The organism is Xanthomonas sp. GW (genome assembly GCF_014236815.1).
In the GTDB taxonomy this organism is placed as follows: Bacteria; Pseudomonadota; Gammaproteobacteria; order Xanthomonadales; family Xanthomonadaceae; genus Xanthomonas_A.
In genome coordinates this window covers 5,109,309-5,125,989 of sequence record NZ_CP051189.1, presented here as the reverse complement: position 1 = coordinate 5,125,989, position 16,681 = coordinate 5,109,309, and the positions used below count along the sequence as shown (strand labels likewise).

Sequence of the window (16,681 nt, the reverse complement as noted above, 5' to 3'; positions counted from 1 at the left end):
CTGCACCTGCTTCCGCGTTCGCCGTACCCTCGTCCTCCGGCCCCTCTCCGGCGGAGAGGGCAGCAAGCTCCTCCCGCGACTCCCAGGCCCATGACCAGCACGCACCGCCTCCCGCTCAGCGAAAAGATCGGCTACAGCCTGGGCGACCTGGCCGCCAACCTGATCTTCCAGACCCTGATCACGTTCCTGGCGTTCTTCTACACCGACATCTACCGCATTCCCGCCGGCACCGCGGCCACGCTGATCTCGGTGGTCGGCCTGTTCGGCGCGCTGGTGTTCACGCCGCTGGTAGGCGTGCTCGCCGACCGCACGCGCACGCGCTGGGGCAAGTTCCGGCCTTGGATCCTGTGGACCGCGCTGCCGTTCGGCGCGATCTCGCTGCTCGCCTTCAGCACCCCGGCGCTGAGCGAGCAGGGCAAGGTGATCTACGCGTTCACCACCTACACCCTGCTGGTGCTGATCTACGTCGCCAACAACCTGCCGTATTCGGCGCTCAGCGGCGTGCTCACCGGCAGCATGGAGCAGCGCAACAGCCTGTCGGCGTACCGCTTCTTCGCGGTCACCATCGCCCAGTTCGTGATCCAGGTGCTGCTGCTGCCGCTGGTGCTGATCCTCGGCAACGGCGACAAGGCGCAAGGCTTCCAGCGCACCATGGCGCTGTTCGCGGTGGTCGGCACGATCTGCTTCCTGATCACCTTCCTCACCACCCGCGAGCGGGTGCTGCCGATCGCCGCCGAACCGTCCAGCGTGCGCAAGGATCTGGGCGACCTGGTCCGCAACAAGCCGTGGCTGGTGATGCTGGCGCTGACCATCCTGGTGTTCGTCAACCTGGCGATGAAGGGCGGCATGTACGTGTACTACTTCAAGTACTACCTGGATGCGGCGGCGTTGACCCGCTTCCTCGACCAGGCCGGGTTCAACGGGTTCATCGCCGGCATCAACGGCTTGCTCGCCAGCGCCGGGCTGACCGCGCTGCACTGGCCGCAGGACGCGCCGACCTCCGCCTTCAGCGTGTTCAGCGCCGGCGGCATCCTGGCGATGATCGTCGGCATCGGCTGCTCCAAGCGCCTGGCCGACCGCTACGGCAAGCGCAACGTGTTCGGCGCCGCGTTGCTGGTGTCCACGCTGTTCCTGCTGGCGTTCGCGGTGTATCCGCCGCAGGCGATCGGCCTGGTGTTCGGCTCCTACGTGCTGCACGGGTTCTTCTACGGCATCACCATCCCGCTGCTGTGGGCGATGATCGCCGATGTGGCCGACTACTCGGAGTGGAAGAACCACCGGCGCGCCACCGCGATCATCTTCTCGGCGATGCTGTGCGGGCTGAAGGTCGGCCTGAGCGTGGGCGGCGCGCTGGTCGCCGGCCTGCTCGCGTTCTACGGCTACGACGCCGCGCTGCCGCAGCAGAGCGCCGCGGTGACCGGCGGCATCCGCCTGGCGGTCAGCGTGTACTGCGCGATCCCGTTCCTGCTCGGCGTGGCGCTGCTGTTCCTGTACGAGATCGACAAGGCGCTGGAGTCGCGCATCGAACGCGACCTGGACACGCGCCGCCTGCAGGCCGCCGCGCTCGGCAACTGACGCTTCCTCCCCTCACGCTCTAGGTACGCAATGTCCGCCGACACCGATGCCGCAGACCTGCACAGGCTGGCCAGCAAGGCCATCTCGCAGCCCCTGGTCACCCACATGTACACCGCCGATCCGTCGGCGCACGTGTTCGAGGGCGCGTTGTACATCTATCCCTCGCACGACATAGACGCCGGCATCGCCTTCAACGACGACGGCGGCCATTTCGACATGGAGGACTACCACGTGTTCCGCATGGACAGCGCCGACGGCCCGGCGGTGGACTGCGGCGTGGCGCTGCACGTGAACGACGTGCCGTGGGCGCAGCGGCAGATGTGGGCGCCGGATGCGGCGTGCAAGGACGGACGCTATTACCTGTACTTCCCGGCCAAGCGCGCCGACGGCATCTTCCAGATCGGCGTGGCGATCGGTGCGCGCCCGGAAGGACCGTTCGCCGCCGAGCCGCAGGCCATCGACGGCAGCTACTCGATCGATCCGGCCGCGTTCGCCGACGACGACGGCGAGCACTACCTGTATTTCGGCGGGATCTGGGGCGGGCAGTTGCAGAAGTACCGCGACAACGCGTATGCGCAGGCGCACGAGGAACCGGCCGATGCCGAGCCGGCACTGGGCCCGCGCGTAGCGCGGCTGCGCGCGGACATGACCCAGTTCGCTGAGCCGCCGCGCGAGGTCAGCATCGTCGACGAACACGGCCAGCCGCTGCTGGCCGGCGACCATGCGCGCCGTTTCTTCGAAGCGCCGTGGCTGCACAAGTACGGCGGCCGCTACTACCTGTCGTATTCGACCGGCGACACGCATCTGCTGTGCTACGCGATCGGCGATTCGCCCTACGGCCCGTTCACCTACCAGGGGCCGCTGCTGAGCCCGGTGATCGGCTGGACCACGCACCACTCCATCTGCGAGTTCCAGGGCAAGTGGTACCTGTTCTATCACGACGCCATGCTGTCCGGCGGCGTCACCCACCTGCGCTCGATCAAGCTCACCGAACTGCAGCACGACGCGCAGGGGCGCATCGCCCTGGTCCATCCGTACGGGGAGTGAGCGCGGCGCGGACCGGTCGGTGCGCGTAGCCGGCCGCGACCGTCGCGCCCGAACGGATCACCGGTTCGCGATCCCCGGCAGGACCGCCGCCGATCCAGCTGCCGTCGCCGGGTACGGTGACGGCAGCCCCATCGGCTGTGTATGCTCGGGCCTAGTGGAAGACATGACGCCCGCCGAGATCTCCTTGCGCATCGACGCCCTGCGTCGCGAGCACCGTGCGCTCGACGAACAGATCCAGCGCACCCCGGCCAACCTCGACGACGAACTGCAGGCCAAGCGGCTGAAGAAGCGCAAGCTGCAGCTCAAGGATTGCATCATGCGCCTGGAAAACCTGCTGATCCCCGACGAACCGGCGTGAGCGCGGCGACGTTCTTCAGCGTCGGCCATTCCACGCGGCCGCTGGACGAATTCCTGGACATCCTGCACGGCGCGCAGATCGCGCACCTGGCGGACGTGCGCGCGTTTCCGTACTCGCGCCGCTTCCCGCAGTTCGACGGCAGCGCACTGGCGCGCAGTCTGGCCGCGGCCGGCATCGGCTACACGCACTTCCGCGCGCTGGGCGGGCGCCGCGGCAAGCAACCAGGCATCGACCCGCAGCGCAACGGCCATTGGCGCAGCGTCAGCTTCCACAACTATGCCGACTACGCGCTGGGCACCGAATTCGGCGAGGCCTTCGCCCAGCTTCGCGACCTCGGCAGCCGTGGCGCGTGCGCGGTGATGTGCGCAGAGGCCTACTGGCGCCAGTGCCACCGCCAGATCATCTGCGATCACCTGTTGCACCACGGCCACCCGGTGATCCACCTGATCGATGCCAAGCGCCAAGAGCCGGCGGTCCTCAACCCCGCCGCGCGCAGCGATGCGCACGGGCAGCTGGTGTATCCGGCGGATGTCGCGCCGGTCACCGGCGATCTGTTCGGCGGCTGAGCGATTCGATCCGCACGCTGTCACCTGTAGGAGCGGCTTCAGCCGCGACAGGGTCTTGCCGGATGGTGTCTGTCGCGGCTGAAGCCGCTCCTACAGATATGCCGTTAGCGGCGAGAAAAGCACCATGCGGTGGAGCCGCTCAATCCTGCGGCACCACCGGCTCGTCCGGCTTCGCCGCTTCCGGGCTGACCCGCTCGATGGTGTGGCGCAGTTCGCGACCAAGAATGAACTTGGCGTCCTTGGCCCATGCGTCCAAACGCTCGTCGAACATCAGCTTGCTGTTCTCGTCCGGCCACACCAGCTTCAGTTCGCGCAGTTTCTGGATGAAGCCGCGGAACAGGGTCTTGTCGAAGAACTCCGGCGCGGCCGGGGCGTACAGCAGGCTCAGGCGTTGCGCGGCCTGCTGGCACAGGCTTTCCAGTTCGCCGGCGCCGAGCTTGCCGGGGCCGTTCTTGACCAGCACCGAAATGGCGATGTAGTAGCGCTCGAACGCCTGCTGCAGCGAATGCCCGATCGCGCGCAGGCGGAACACCTCGTCGGTCTGCCCGGTGTTGCGCGCCAGCACGCCGCCGTCGTCGTCGTTGACCTGCAGCAACAGCCCTTCGCGTGCGAACACCTCGATGGTGCGCTCGATGCGTTCGGCGAACTGGTCCTCGCTCCACGGCAGGAACAGTTCGGCCTGCAGGAACGGGTACACGGTGCGGCCCAGCCGCAGCAGGCCGGAGCGGCTCATGCGGCGGTTGTTCTGGAAGCAGCACGCCACCCACGAGGAGGCGGTGAACAGGTGCAGCACGTTGTTGCGGAAATAGCTCAGCAGCACCGCGTTGTCGCCGTTGACGCTGAGCACGTCGCCGAGCGGATGCGGCGTGCGGGTCAGCACGTTGATCTCTTCGGCGTGGGCGATGATGCGCTCGGGCGAATGCGGGGTGACGGTGACCCGGTCCGAGTACGGCAGTTCGGCCAGCAGTTTCTTGCATAGTTCGATCTGCGCGATCAGGTCGGCTTCGCCCATCGCGTGCTTGGGCGTGGACAGCAGCGCCAGCGCCAGCAGGTTGACCGGATTGACGTCGGCGGCGGCGTTGATGTGCACCTGGATCTGCTCGGCCAGCGCATCGACCGTGCCGTTCAACCAGCTCGGTTTCTCGTCTTCGCCCAGCGGCTGGCCGTCCCAGTCCGGCGCGCGCTGCGCCAGCACCTGGCTCAGCGAAATCGGCTCGCCGAAGTTCACCACCACCTGGCCGTAGTTCTGCTTGAGCACCTTGGGGATGCTCCACAGCAGGCCCCAGATCGATTCCTTCTCCTTGGGCCGGCCGCTGAGTTCGTCGAGATAGCTGTTGCCTTCCATCAGCTTCTCGTAGCCGACGTAGATCGGCTGGAACAGCACCGGCTTGCGCGGCTGGCGCAGGAACGCGCGCAGGGTCATCGCGATCATGCCGCCCTTGGGTTGCAGCAGCCGGCCGGTGCGCGAGCGCCCGCCTTCGACGAAGTACTCGATCGAGTAGCCGCCGGCCACCAGCTGCGCCACGTATTCGCTGAGCACCGCCGAGTACAGCGCGTTGCCGCGGATCGAGCGGCGGATGAAGAACGCGCCGCCCTTGCGCAGCAACTGTCCGACCACCGGCAGGTTGAGGTTGATGCCGGCCACGATGTGCGGCGGCACGATGCCGCGTTCGTACAGCAGGTAGGACAGCAGCAGGTAGTCCATGTGGCTGCGGTGGCTGGGCGCGTAGATCACTTCGTGCCCGGGCGCGGCCTCTTTGAGCTTGTCCAGGTGGTGCACCAGCACGCCGGCGTAGATGCGGTTCCACACGTGGGTGAGCAGGAAGCTGGCCGAACGCACCACCGGGCTGGAGTAGTCGGCGGCGATTTCCCAGGCATAGGCGTGGGCCTTGCGCCAGGCGTCCATCGGCTTGCTGTTGTCGCGCTTGGCCTGCGCGGCGATCGCCTCGCGTACCGGCTCGGCGGCCAGCACCTGGTCCACCAGCAGGCGGCGGGTCGACAGGTCCGGCCCGATCACCGCCTCGCGGATGCGCCGGAAATGGGTGCGCAGCACGCGCTGCAGCTTGCGCACGGTGCGTTCCGGCGGCAGCCCTTCCTCGATCGTCAGCCGCATCGACACCGGCGGGGCGAAGCGCACGATGGTGCTGCGGCCATTTAGCAGCACGCCGAGCAGGCGGCGGAAGCTGCCGACCAGCGCCCAGTTTTCCGAGAACAGCACCGCGAACCAGCCGCTCTGCTTGTCCGGGGCGCGGCCGACGAAGATCGACACCGGCACCAGGTGGATGTCCAGGTCCGGGCGTTCGCGGTGCGCCTGCAGCAGCTTGGCCAGCGAATCGGAGTGGGTCTTGGCGCCGCGTTGCTCGGGGATCAACGCGTTGTTGCTGCTGCGCCGCGACAGCGCCAGGTACGCGCGCTTGCGCCCCAGCGGGTCGCCGGGCAGCGGCACCAGCGGCGACGGCAGGCCGGCCTCGCGGCAGGCCTTGTCCAGGATCAGCGCGTTGGACAGGCCGTAGTCCTCCAGCACGTAGACCACCGGACGGCCGTCGTCGTACTGGCCGGGTTCGGCCGGTTCGATGTTCAGGCCCAGCCACGGATCGGCCACGCGCCCGAGCAGGCGCGCCCACAGCGGCCGCTTGGCGGCGCGCGCGGCGAGCACCGGGCTCGGCAGCGCGGCGCCGCCGGTGGCCGGCGGCACGCTGCCGGCGGCATCGCCACCGGTCGCGGAGGCGGGCGCGTGCGCCGGGTCCGAGGCGCGCGCAGCCGCAGCGTCGTCGGGGAAGGGGAGGGGGTTTTGTTCTGGCATCGGCGTCATTATCGCTTAGCCGGCGTTGCGGGGTCGGCGGGCGGCGCCGTCGGCGCCTCGGCCGGGGCCGTACGCGGTGCCGCGGCGTTGGCCAGCAACGCATCCACCTCGTGCAGGGTATCGCGCAGGTACCAGCGGCCCTGGCGGCGCACCAGGACCGCGGTGGTGTCGATCTGCGCGCTGCCCAGCGGGTACTGGATGCGCACCACCGCCTGATCGCCTTGCTGGCTGACCAGCCCGGTGCGCAGTTCGCGTGCGCTGGCGTCCAGGTCCAGGCCATAGCCGGCCAGCACCGTCTTCAGCTCGCCCAGGAACGGCCCGAGCCGCTGCAGACTCTGCTCCATGCCCAGGCCGCGCAGGTCGGCGTCGTTGCGCAGGCCGGTGCGGCGCGCGGCGGCGCTGAGCTGCGCGATCGCCGCCTGCGCGCGCTTGCGCTCGGCCAGCGGCGCGTGCTCGGCCCAGCCGCTCAGCGCCTGCACCAGTTGCACGTAGTGGCCGCGCTGTTCCGGGGTGTAGTCGCCCTGGTTGCGCAGGTATTGCACGCCGAACAGGCCCAGCGAGTGCGCGGCCTGGCGCAGGCTCGCGGTCTGTCCGCCGAACTGCGCGTCGAAGGCGCGCTGCAGCTGGCGTTCGGCATCCGGCGCGGACAGCGTGTCGAGCACTTCGGGCAGGCGTTCGGCCAGCGGCAGCTGGGTCAGCGGCCAGCGGCTGCGGTCCTCGCTCCAGGCCTGTTGCAACCGTTGATAGTGCGCAGGTGGCACCGCGGCGCGGGCATAGCCGGCCAGGTCGTTGCGCTGCAGCGTATGCGCCAGCTCGCGCACGGCCGCGGCCGGTTCGGCGCTGGCGCCGGGCAGCTCGGCGGGGCTGCGCTTGCACCCGGACAGGGCCAGCGCGGCCAGCAGCAGCGCGGGAACGACATGCAAGGGCGTGAGCCGGGTCGGACGTGGCGACATATGGTGCTGGCTCGTTCCCCAAAACGTTCCGCATCTTGCTGGGCGCGCGCGATTCGGGCAAGCCGTGCGCCGCTGGCGGTGCGGTCGTGGCGATTGCCGCGGCTGGATGCCGATGTCGCATCGGGACAATTCCTGACCCGACCGGACCGGTCGAGACAACGATGTCGCTGCGATGTCGGCGTATCGCACAGTGTGCCGCCACATTACGCAATGTTGCGGCGCATCATGTAACCGCTTGCAGTTGCTGTTACCGTCCGCCCACCTTGCCTCGAGGTGGTACTGGACGGGGGTCCCAGTGCGATACATGTCCGAAATCTTCCGCGCACTGTGTCACGCTGGTATCGGCCGTGGCGGATTGACCCTGGCCTGCGTCCTGTGTGGCCTGGCCATGACCCTGCCCGCGCACGCGCAGGACGGCCGTTTGCCGCCGCGCGAGGCATGGCGCGCGTCCAGTTCTTCCAGCCAGGTCAAGGCGCAGGCGATCGGTTACCTGATCGACGGCGATGCCACCACCCGCACCGGCGGCGCGTTCAGTCCCGGCCATTGGTTCCAGGTCGACCTGGGTCGCGAGGCGCGGCTCGGCGGCGTGCGCCTGCAATGGGACAGCGCCAATCCGGAAGGTTTCCTGCTGCAGGCCTCGCGCGACGGCCAGCGCTGGGACACGGTCTACACCATGGCCGATTCGATGGGCGGCACCGAGACGCTGTTCTTCGCGCCGCGTAGCGCGCGCTACCTGCGCCTGGCCAGTCCCGAACGCACCGCCGACTGGGGCATCTCGATCTTCGAGATGGAGCCGCTGGGCGAAGCGGCCAGCGCGCGCCTGCGCGGCGTGTCGGCGGATGCGGCGGCGGCGCTGTGGCAAGGCGGCGCGGCGCTGGCCATGCCCGGCAAGGGCGCGCAGCCGCGGCAGCTGGACATCGCCTTCCCGCGCGCCTTCGCCAGCGCCGGCCTGGTCGTCGAATTCGCCGGTGCGCATGGCGCGGCGCGGCTGCAGGCGCAGGACGCCGCGGGCCGTTGGCGCACGCTGGCCGAAGATCCGCAGGCCGGGCAGAGCGACAGCGCCTATCTGGCCGGCACCGCGCCGGTCGAGGCGCGCGCGCTGCGGCTGAGCGTGGATACCGCGCCTGGCGCCGCCGCACCGGCGCTGCGGCGCCTGCGCCTGCTCGGGCCGAAGGCGGTGATGACGCCGATGAAGCGCTACCAGGTAGCCGCGCAGCGCGGCCAGGGCGCGCTGTTTCCGGCCTCGCTGCACATGCAGCAGACCTATTGGACCGCGGTCGGCATCCACGCCGGACGGCAGAAATCGATCTTCGACGAGTACGGCAACCTGGAGGCGTGGAAGGGCGCGCCGCTGGTGCAGCCGCTGTGGCGCGATGCGTCCGGCGCCGCCGCCGGCGCCGACGGCCACGCGCTGACGCATGCGCTGCGCGAAGGCTGGAAGCCGATGCCGTCGGTGAGCTGGTCGCCGCAGCCGGGGCTGGAACTGCGCAGCGAGACCTTCACCATCGAACACGGCGGGCAACCGGTGACGCTGCTGCGCCACCGCCTGCGCAATACCGGCAGCAGCCCGGTCAGCGGCACGCTGTCGCTGCTGGTGCGGCCGATGCAGATGAATCCGCCGTGGCAGAACGGCGGCCTGTCGCCGATCCACGACATTGCCGTCGAGGACGCCGCGGTGCGCGTCAACGGCCGCCTGCTGCTGGAATCGCTGAGCGCGCCCAGCGGTACCGGCGCCGAGGCGTTCGGCGCACACGGGGAAACCGAGATCACCCGTCATGTCGCGGACGGCACGTTGCCGGCGCAGCGCGATGCGCACGACGCCGACGGCCTGGCCGCGGCGATGCTGAACTACGCGGTGACGCTGGCGCCGGGCGCGCAGCAGGACGTGGTGCTGGCGTTCCCGCTCGGTACCGCCAGCGCCGATGCGCAGGGCCGGCTGCCGCCTGCACCGGCGCTGGATCGCGCCGCGCTGCTCGGCGCCGATGCGCGCACTCCCGGCCGCGGCTTCGACGCCCTGGCCGAGCGCGTGTCCGCCGACTGGCAACGCCGGCTCGGCAACGTCGGCCTGAGCCTGCCCGACGCCAGCCTGGTCGACATGCTGCGCGCGCAGGCCGCGTACATGCTGATCAACCAGACCGGCCCGGCGATGCAGCCCGGCCCGCGCAACTACAACCGCTCCTTCATCCGCGACGGCATGGCCACCTCGGCGATCCTGCTGCGCATGGGCCAGGCCAAGGTCGCGCGCGACTACCTGCAGTGGTACAGCGACCACGCAGTGCACCCGAACGGACTGGTGTCGCCGATCCTCAACGACGATGGCAGCGTCAACGACGGCTTCGGCTCGGACCTGGAATACGACAGCCAAGGCGAATACATCACCCTGGTCGCCGACGTGGCGCGCCTGGATGGTGGCCCGGACAGCGTGCGCGCCTACCTGCCGAAGGTGAAGCTGGCGATGCAGTTCATGCAGCAACTGCGCGAGCGCACCCTGGTGCCCGGCTACATGGCCGAGCAGCCGGCGCCGGAACGCTTCCGCGGCATCCTGGCGCCATCGATCAGCCACGAAGGCTATTCCAGCCCCACCCACAGCTACTGGGACGACTACTGGGCGCTGAAGGGCTGGCACGACGGCGCGTGGCTGGCCGAGTCGCTGGGCGATGCGGCGACCGCGGCCTGGGCGCGCGAGCAGTACGCTGCGCTGCGCACCTCGCTGGCCGCCTCGATCCGCGCCACGATGGCGTGGAAGGGCGCCGACTTCATCCCCGCGGCGGCCGACCTGGGCGACGGCGATCCGAGCAGCGTGTCGATCGCGCTGGATCCCACCGGCCAGCAGGACCTGCTGCCGGAACCGGCGCTGCGTACCACCTTCGCGCGCTATCTCGACGACGTGCGCAAGCGCAAGCAGCCCAACGCGCTGTGGGCGTATTCGCCGTACGAGATGCGCAACGTGCTGACCTACGTGCACCTGGACCAGCCGCAGGTCGCCGACGAACTGCTGCAGGACATGCTGCGCGACCGCCGCCCGTTCGAATGGCAGGTGCTGGCCGAAGTGGTGCATTCGCGGCCGCGCTTCCCGCGTTACCTGGGCGACATGCCGCACACCTGGATCGGCGCCGAGTACGCGCGCACCGTGTTCGGCATGCTGATGCACGAGGGCGACGACGCGCTGGTGCTGCTGCCGGGCGCGCCGCCGGCCTGGGTCGAGGGCGAGGGCCTGGCGGTGCAGCGCCTGCCCACCGCGTACGGCCAGCTGAGCATGCGCGCGCGTCAGCGCGGCGACACGCTGCGGATCGAGCTCGGCAGCGGCCTGCGCGCGGGCACCGCGGTGCGCGTGGCCTGGCCCTCGCGCACGCGGCCGACGCAGCTGCGCGTGGACGGGCGGCGCATCGACGCCTACGACGCTGCCGGCGTGGTGCTGGCCAAGCCGTTCCGGACTCTGGAGGCACGTTGGTGAATCCGCGCATCGCCCACGCGCCGGAACAGCGCGCCAGCATCACCATCAAGGACGTGGCGCGCCTGGCCAACGTCTCGGTGGCGACGGTGTCGCGCACCATGAACGGCCACCAGCACGTGGCTGAACCGGTGCGCGCGCGCGTGCTGGAAGCCGCGCGCACCCTGCACTACGTGCCGCACCACGCCGCGCGCAGCCTCAGCAGCCGCCGCACCCACACCATCGGCGTGGTGTTGCCCGACCTGCACGGCGAGTTCTTCTCCGAGCTGATCCGCGGCATCGACACGGTCGCGCGCGAGCGCGGCCTGCACCTGCTGGTGTCCAGCTACCACGGCGAGCCGGAAGAGCAGCGGCTGGCGGTGCGGCGCATGCCCGGGCGCGTGGACGGGCTGCTGATCATGTCGCCCTATCTGAGCACCGACGCCGACGAGGCCGCCGACATGCTGCCCGGCACGCTGCCGGCGGTGCTGATGAATTGCGCCGAGCGCATCGCCGACGCGCAGGTGCTCAACGTGGACAACTACGGCGGCGCGCGGGCGATGACCCGCCACCTGCTCGACAGCGGTCATCGCCGCATCGCCTTCATCGCCGGGCCGGACGACAACTTCGACGCGCGCGAACGCCTGCGCGGCTACCGCGACGAGTTGCACGAGCGCAGTCCGCAGACGCTGCCGCGGGTGCTGCCGGGCGACTTCGACGAAGCCTCCGGCTACCGCGCCGGACAGGCGCTGCTGCAGGGTGAGCGTCCGGACGTGGTGTTCGCGGCCAACGACATGATGGCGTTGGGCTGCCTGTTCGCCTTCACCCACGCCGGCCTGCGCGTGCCCGACGACATCGCCCTGGCCGGGTTCGACGACGTGCCGATGGCGCGCTACGTGCACCCGGCGCTGACCACAATGCGGGTGGACATTGCCGGCTTCGGTGCGCGCGCGATGCAGATGCTGATCGCTGCGCTGGAACCGCAGTCCGCCGCGGCCGCCGCAGAGGCCCCGCTCGCCACCGATATCGCTCCGCAACTGATCGTCCGTGCGTCCAGTGCCCAGCGAGGAACCGCCATGGACTGACACCGCCCGTCGCGCTCCACCCTCACCGTTTGCATCCAACTAGAAGAAAACACCGAATGAACCCGTTTACTGCCCTGGGAGGGGTTTCTGTCATGAAGAGAAAGCGTTCCGCTTCCAATATGCCCGCACGCAGCCTGCTGTGCTGCGCCCTGGCGACCAGCCTGTTCGCAACGATGCCGGCGATGGCGCAGACCAGCACCGCGATCCTGCGCGGCCAGGCCCAGGCCGGCGCCGAAGTAGTGGTCACCAACACCGCCACCGGGTCGGTGCGGCGCACGCCGGCGGGTGCCAACGGCAACTACACCGTGATCGGTCTGCCGCCGGGCACCTATACGGTCGAGGCCAATGGCGTCAAGCGCAGCGTGACGCTGCAGGTTGCCTCCTCGTCTACGGTCGATCTCGACGCCAGTGCGGCCGCCGCGCCGGGCGGTGCTGCGACCACGCTGGACACGGTCACCGTGACCGCGCCGATGCTCAAGGACGTCAAGACCTCGGAAGTTGGCAACGTGGTGTCGCTGCGCCAGATCCAACAGCTGCCGCAGGCCACGCGCAACTTCCTCGAATTCGCCGACACCGTGCCGGGCATGGTGTTCCAGGTCGATGGCAGCGGCAACACCAAGCTGCGTGGCGGCGCCTCCAACGCCAGCGCCGGCAACCTGTACATCGATGGCGTCGGCCAGAAGAGCTATGTCCGCGGCGGCGGCATCGCAGGCCAGAGCGACACCCAGGGCAATCCGTTCCCGCAGCTCGCGATCGGCGAATACAAGGTCATCACCTCCAACTACAAGGCCGAGTACGGCCAGATCAGCGGCGCGGCGATCACCGCGGCCACCAAGTCGGGCACCAACGAGTTCCATGGCGAGGCGTTCTTCCGCTACACCGACCAGGACATGCGCGACAAGCGTCCGGACGAGAAGGACACCGAGAAGACCGACTCGCAGATCAAGGAATACGGCTTTGCGCTTGGCGGTCCGATCATCCAGGACCGCATGCATTTCTTCGTTGCCTATGAGGGCAAGGAAAACGCATCGCCGAAGACCGTCCTTTCCAGCCCCGAAGCCGGCCCTTACGTCGGTTTCCTGCCGTCCAACCTGTCCAGCCTGTACGGCCCGGCCAACCTGCCGTTCACCGAGGACCTGTACTTCGGCAAGATCGATTTCGAGCCGACCGACCGCGACCGCATCGAGCTGAGCGGGCAGTACCGCGACGAGACCCAGGTCGCCAACCTTGGCGGGCAGAGCGCCGCCGGCCACGGCACCAACAAGATCAACAAGGACAAGCGCGCCAACCTGCGCTGGCAGCACAGCGCCGACAACTGGTTCAACGAGTTCATCGTCGGCACCGAAAACTCGGAGAACAACCCGACGCCGATGAGCATCGGCAACGGCATTCTCTACAACTACCTGTCCCCGCGCGCCGGCTCCACCGACGTGGACGAGTACAGCTTCCTGCAGACCGGTTCGGCCGGCGGCGCCAACGTGCAGCGCAAGAGCCAGAAGGGCTGGTTCCTGCAGAACGACCTGACCTTCACCAGCTTCCAGTGGCACGGCGAGCACACCATCAAGATGGGCGTGAGCTACAAGGACATCAAGCTGACCTCGCAGGACGCGGCCGCGCTGAATCCGCAGTTCAGCTACTCGGTGGACGCCAATGGCGTCGCCTCCACGCCGTACCGCGTGGACTTCGTCGCCCCGTACACCACGCCGGGCCAGAAGGCCACGGTGGAGTCGCCGTCCAAGCAGTACGGCATCTACATCCAGGACGACTGGGCCGCGACCGACAAGCTGATGATCAACGTCGGCGTGCGCTGGGATTACGAGAAGAGCCCGGCCTATACCGACTTCGTCACCTCGCAGGACTTCGTCAACGCGCTGTACGCCGACGATCCGGAGAACCCGGGCCATCCGTGGGCCGACCGCCTGCTGCCCAGCGGCATCAACGTCGCCGACTACATCAGCACCGGCAAGAACCGCAAGAACTTCAAGGATGGCTGGGCGCCGCGCCTGGGCTTCTCCTACGATTTCTTCGGCGACGAGAGCGCCGTGCTGCACGGCGGCGCCGGCCGTTCCTACGACCGCAACCTGTTTGAGCAGCTGGCGCTGGAAACCAGCAAGGCCGCGCTGTCGCCGGTCGCGGTGTATTTCCAGAACCCGGCCACCGGCCAGTGCTATCGCTCCGACCGCGTCTGCACCGCGTGGGATCCGCGCTACCTCAACGGCGTGGACCAGCTGACCTCGATCCCCGGCGTCAACGGCAGCGCCGAACTGTTCATGTTCAACAACAAGCTCAAGACCCCGTACAGCGATCAGTACAGCATCGGCATCAGCAACCAGGTCGGCGACTGGCTCACCGACGTGACCTTCCAGCGCATCCTCAGCTACGACGGCTTCGCCATGTCGCTGATCAACCGCTATCCGGACGGTTCCTACTTCCAGAACGGCAGCGCGCCGTGGGGCGAGCCGGTGCCCGGCTACCAGAACACCATCATCGGCAGCAACGGCCTGGAGCAGCGCAGCAGCCAAGTGCTGTTGTCGGCGGAGAAGCCGTACACCAAGGAGTCGGGCTGGGGCTTGAACCTGTCCTACACCCACACCAGCGCGCGCCAGAACCGCAACATCGACGAGCCGTACGCGTTCGACAAGGCGACCATCCACGACTATCCGTTCGTGAAGTCCGATGCCGTGGCGGCGCACCGCTTCGTCGCATCCGGTTCGATCGACGGTCCGTGGGGCGTCACCTTCGGCGCCAAGCTGGTGCTGGCCACGCCCGAGCCGATCAACACCATCGCCTGCTACGGCAAGGTCGATGCGGATGGCGGTACCTGCCAGCAGGTCGGCGTGGTGCCGCCGGCCAGCGGCAAGTTCCTGCTCGGCGGCAAGATCTGGGGCTACCGCACGGTGGATTTCCAGGCCACCAAGGAGTTCGCCGTGTACAACGACTACAAGCTGTCGGCGCGCATCAATCTGCTCAACGCCTTCAACTTCAAGAACTACACCTCGTACGTGTACAACGGCTTCGGCGCCAACGGCCAGTTCGATCCGGACATCACCATCAACAAGACGGGCGATATCAATTATTTCCCGCGCACGGTGAGCTTCGAGATCGGCGCCAAGTTCTGATCCACCGCCATCGCCCACGCGCGTGCCCGACCGGCGCGCGTGGGGTTTTTCCGGACGGGGCCGCTTGGCCCCGTTCGCGTATCGGATACTCCCTTCTTTCCGTACAGGACCGCGCACGCATGATCGCCGCCCCTCTCCGCAACCTGGTCATCGTCGGCGGCGGCACCGCCGGCTGGATGGCCGCCGCCGCGCTGGCGCGCGTGCTGGGCCCGGACTACCGCATCACCCTGATCGAGTCGGAACAGATCGGCATCGTCGGCGTCGGCGAGGCCACCGTGCCGCACATCAAGGCCTTCAACAACCTGCTCGGCATCAACGAAGCCGAGTTCGTGCGCCAGACCCAGGGCAGCTTCAAGCTCGGCATCGAGTTCGTCGACTGGCACCGGCCGGGCACCTCCTATATCCATGGCTTCGGCACCGAGATCGGGCATACGCTCGGGCTGCTGCCGTTCCAGCAGTACTGGTTCAAGCAGGCACTGGCCGGCAAGGCCAAGCCGCTGGGCGCGTATACGCTCAACACCGTGGCCGCCAAGCGCGGCAAGTTCATGACCTCGGCCAGCGATGCGCCGCCCAACTCGCCGCTGGCCAACATCGCCTACGCCTATCATTTCGACGCCTCGCTGTACGCGGCGTTCCTGCGCCGCTACTCCGAGCAGCGCGGGGTGACCCGGCGCGAAGGCATCGTCGAGGAGGTGCAGCTGCATCCGGAATCGGGCGATGTGCTCTCGGTGCGGCTGGCCTCGGGCGAGGTGATTACCGGCGACCTGTTCATCGACTGCTCCGGTTTCCGCGGCCTGCTGATCGAGCAGGCGCTGCATACCGGCTATCACGATTTCACCCACTGGCTGCCGTGCGACCGCGCGCTGGCGGTGCCCTGCGCCAAGGTCGGCCCGCCGACGCCGTACACCCGCGCCACCGCGCGCGCGGCCGGCTGGCAGTGGCGCATCCCGCTGCAGCACCGCACCGGCAACGGCTACGTGTATTCCAGCGCGCACATCAGCGACGACGAAGCCGCGGCCACGCTGCTGGCCAACCTGGATGGCGCGGCACTGGCCGATCCGCGCCCGCTGCGCTTCGTCACCGGCCGCCGCAAGCAGGTGTGGAACCGCAACGTGATCGCGCTGGGCCTGGCCAGCGGCTTCATGGAGCCGCTGGAATCCACCAGCATCCACCTGATCCAGTCCGGCATTTCCAAGCTGCTGGAGCTGTTCCCGCGCGAGGGCATCAGCCCGGTGCTGGTACAGCGCTACAACGACCGCATCGCCTTCGAGTTCGACCGCATCCGCGATTTCCTGGTGCTGCACTACACCGCCACCGAACGCGACGACAGCGACTTCTGGCGGCAGTGCCGCAACATGGCGATCACGCCCGAGCTGCAGGCGACGCTGGACCTGTTCGGCGACAGCGGCCGCTTCTACCGCAACGGCGACGAGATGTTCGCCGAGATCAGCTGGGTGCAGGTGATGGTCGGGCAGGGCATCCTGCCGCGCGCCTATCACCCGCTGGTGGACCAGGTGCCGGCCGCGGACATCGAACGCTTCGTCGCCAGCATCGAGCAGACCATCGGCCATTGCGTGGACGCGATGCCGCCGCACCAGGCCTTCATCGACCGCTATTGCGCCGCCGCGCCGCGCTGAGCGGGTGCGCCCGGCCGCGCGCCGGGCAAAAAAAAGAGGCCTCGCGCACCAAGGCGCGGGCCTCTTCAAAATCCGACCGAAGCCGGAGAACGGTTTGTGGCGCATCTC

General features: G+C 68.7%; 10 protein-coding genes. 8 read left to right on the top strand and 2 right to left on the bottom strand.

What is annotated here, in order from left to right:
• The first annotated feature begins 90 nt into the window (after positions 1-90).
• From HEP73_RS21985 to HEP73_RS21970, 4 genes are all read left to right on the top strand, one after another.
• The gene (locus tag HEP73_RS21985) at positions 91-1,575 is read left to right on the top strand and encodes an MFS transporter (protein WP_185821569.1); all 1,485 of its coding nucleotides are present in this window, start codon (positions 91-93) and stop codon (positions 1,573-1,575) included.
• 30 nt (positions 1,576-1,605) lie between these two features.
• Positions 1,606-2,622 carry a glycoside hydrolase family 43 protein gene (locus HEP73_RS21980; protein ID WP_185821568.1) on the top strand — a complete coding sequence of 339 codons (1,017 nt, stop codon included), beginning with the start codon at positions 1,606-1,608 and terminating at the stop codon, positions 2,620-2,622.
• 163 nt (positions 2,623-2,785) lie between these two features.
• Positions 2,786-2,980 carry a YdcH family protein gene (locus HEP73_RS21975; protein ID WP_003469862.1) on the top strand — a complete coding sequence of 65 codons (195 nt, stop codon included), beginning with the start codon at positions 2,786-2,788 and terminating at the stop codon, positions 2,978-2,980.
• Positions 2,977-3,546, top strand: coding sequence for a DUF488 domain-containing protein (locus HEP73_RS21970; protein WP_185821567.1), 570 nt, complete (start codon positions 2,977-2,979; stop codon positions 3,544-3,546). Before HEP73_RS21975 ends, HEP73_RS21970 begins: the two co-directional genes overlap by 4 nt.
• A 139-nt stretch (positions 3,547-3,685) precedes the next feature.
• Here HEP73_RS21970 and plsB read toward each other — a convergent pair whose 3' ends face one another.
• Both plsB and HEP73_RS21960 read right to left on the bottom strand, forming a co-directional pair.
• Complete coding sequence (plsB, locus tag HEP73_RS21965) at positions 3,686-6,358, bottom strand: glycerol-3-phosphate 1-O-acyltransferase PlsB (RefSeq protein WP_185821566.1); 2,673 nt, start codon at positions 6,356-6,358, stop codon at positions 3,686-3,688.
• On the bottom strand, positions 6,358-7,302 hold the full coding sequence (locus tag HEP73_RS21960; protein ID WP_185821565.1) for a hypothetical protein: 945 nt from the start codon (positions 7,300-7,302) through the stop codon (positions 6,358-6,360). The genes plsB and HEP73_RS21960 overlap by 1 nt, the downstream gene beginning before the upstream one ends.
• 388 nt (positions 7,303-7,690) lie before the next feature.
• On the opposite strand from HEP73_RS21960, the gene HEP73_RS21955 reads away from it, so the two are divergent.
• From HEP73_RS21955 to HEP73_RS21940, 4 genes are all read left to right on the top strand, one after another.
• Positions 7,691-10,756 (top strand): galactose-binding domain-containing protein, encoded by a 3,066-nt coding sequence (locus HEP73_RS21955; protein ID WP_185821564.1) that lies wholly within the window; start codon positions 7,691-7,693, stop codon positions 10,754-10,756.
• Positions 10,753-11,817: a LacI family DNA-binding transcriptional regulator gene (locus tag HEP73_RS21950; RefSeq protein WP_185821563.1), complete on the top strand. Its 1,065-nt coding sequence runs from the start codon at positions 10,753-10,755 to the stop codon at positions 11,815-11,817. Before HEP73_RS21955 ends, HEP73_RS21950 begins: the two co-directional genes overlap by 4 nt.
• A 92-nt stretch (positions 11,818-11,909) precedes the next feature.
• On the top strand, positions 11,910-14,936 hold the full coding sequence (locus HEP73_RS21945) for a TonB-dependent receptor (RefSeq protein WP_185821562.1): 3,027 nt from the start codon (positions 11,910-11,912) through the stop codon (positions 14,934-14,936).
• A gap of 119 nt (positions 14,937-15,055) precedes the next feature.
• Entirely contained in the window at positions 15,056-16,573 is a 1,518-nt protein-coding gene (locus HEP73_RS21940) for a tryptophan halogenase family protein (RefSeq protein ID WP_185821561.1), read from the top strand.
• Positions 16,574-16,681 lie beyond the last annotated feature (108 nt).

Bases quoted from the DNA above. Each gene is read 5' to 3' on its own strand.
- HEP73_RS21975 (WP_003469862.1), top strand. From the start codon at position 2,786: ATGACGCCCGCCGAGATCTCCTTGCGCATCGACGCCCTGCGTCGCGAG.
- HEP73_RS21940 (WP_185821561.1), top strand. From the start codon at position 15,056: ATGATCGCCGCCCCTCTCCGCAACCTGGTCATCGTCGGCGGCGGCACC.
- HEP73_RS21980 (WP_185821568.1), top strand. From the start codon at position 1,606: ATGTCCGCCGACACCGATGCCGCAGACCTGCACAGGCTGGCCAGCAAG.
- HEP73_RS21945 (WP_185821562.1), top strand. From the start codon at position 11,910: ATGAAGAGAAAGCGTTCCGCTTCCAATATGCCCGCACGCAGCCTGCTG.
- plsB (WP_185821566.1), bottom strand. From the start codon at position 6,358: ATGACGCCGATGCCAGAACAAAACCCCCTCCCCTTCCCCGACGACGCT.
- HEP73_RS21960 (WP_185821565.1), bottom strand. From the start codon at position 7,302: ATGTCGCCACGTCCGACCCGGCTCACGCCCTTGCATGTCGTTCCCGCG.
- HEP73_RS21985 (WP_185821569.1), top strand. From the start codon at position 91: ATGACCAGCACGCACCGCCTCCCGCTCAGCGAAAAGATCGGCTACAGC.
- HEP73_RS21955 (WP_185821564.1), top strand. From the start codon at position 7,691: ATGACCCTGCCCGCGCACGCGCAGGACGGCCGTTTGCCGCCGCGCGAG.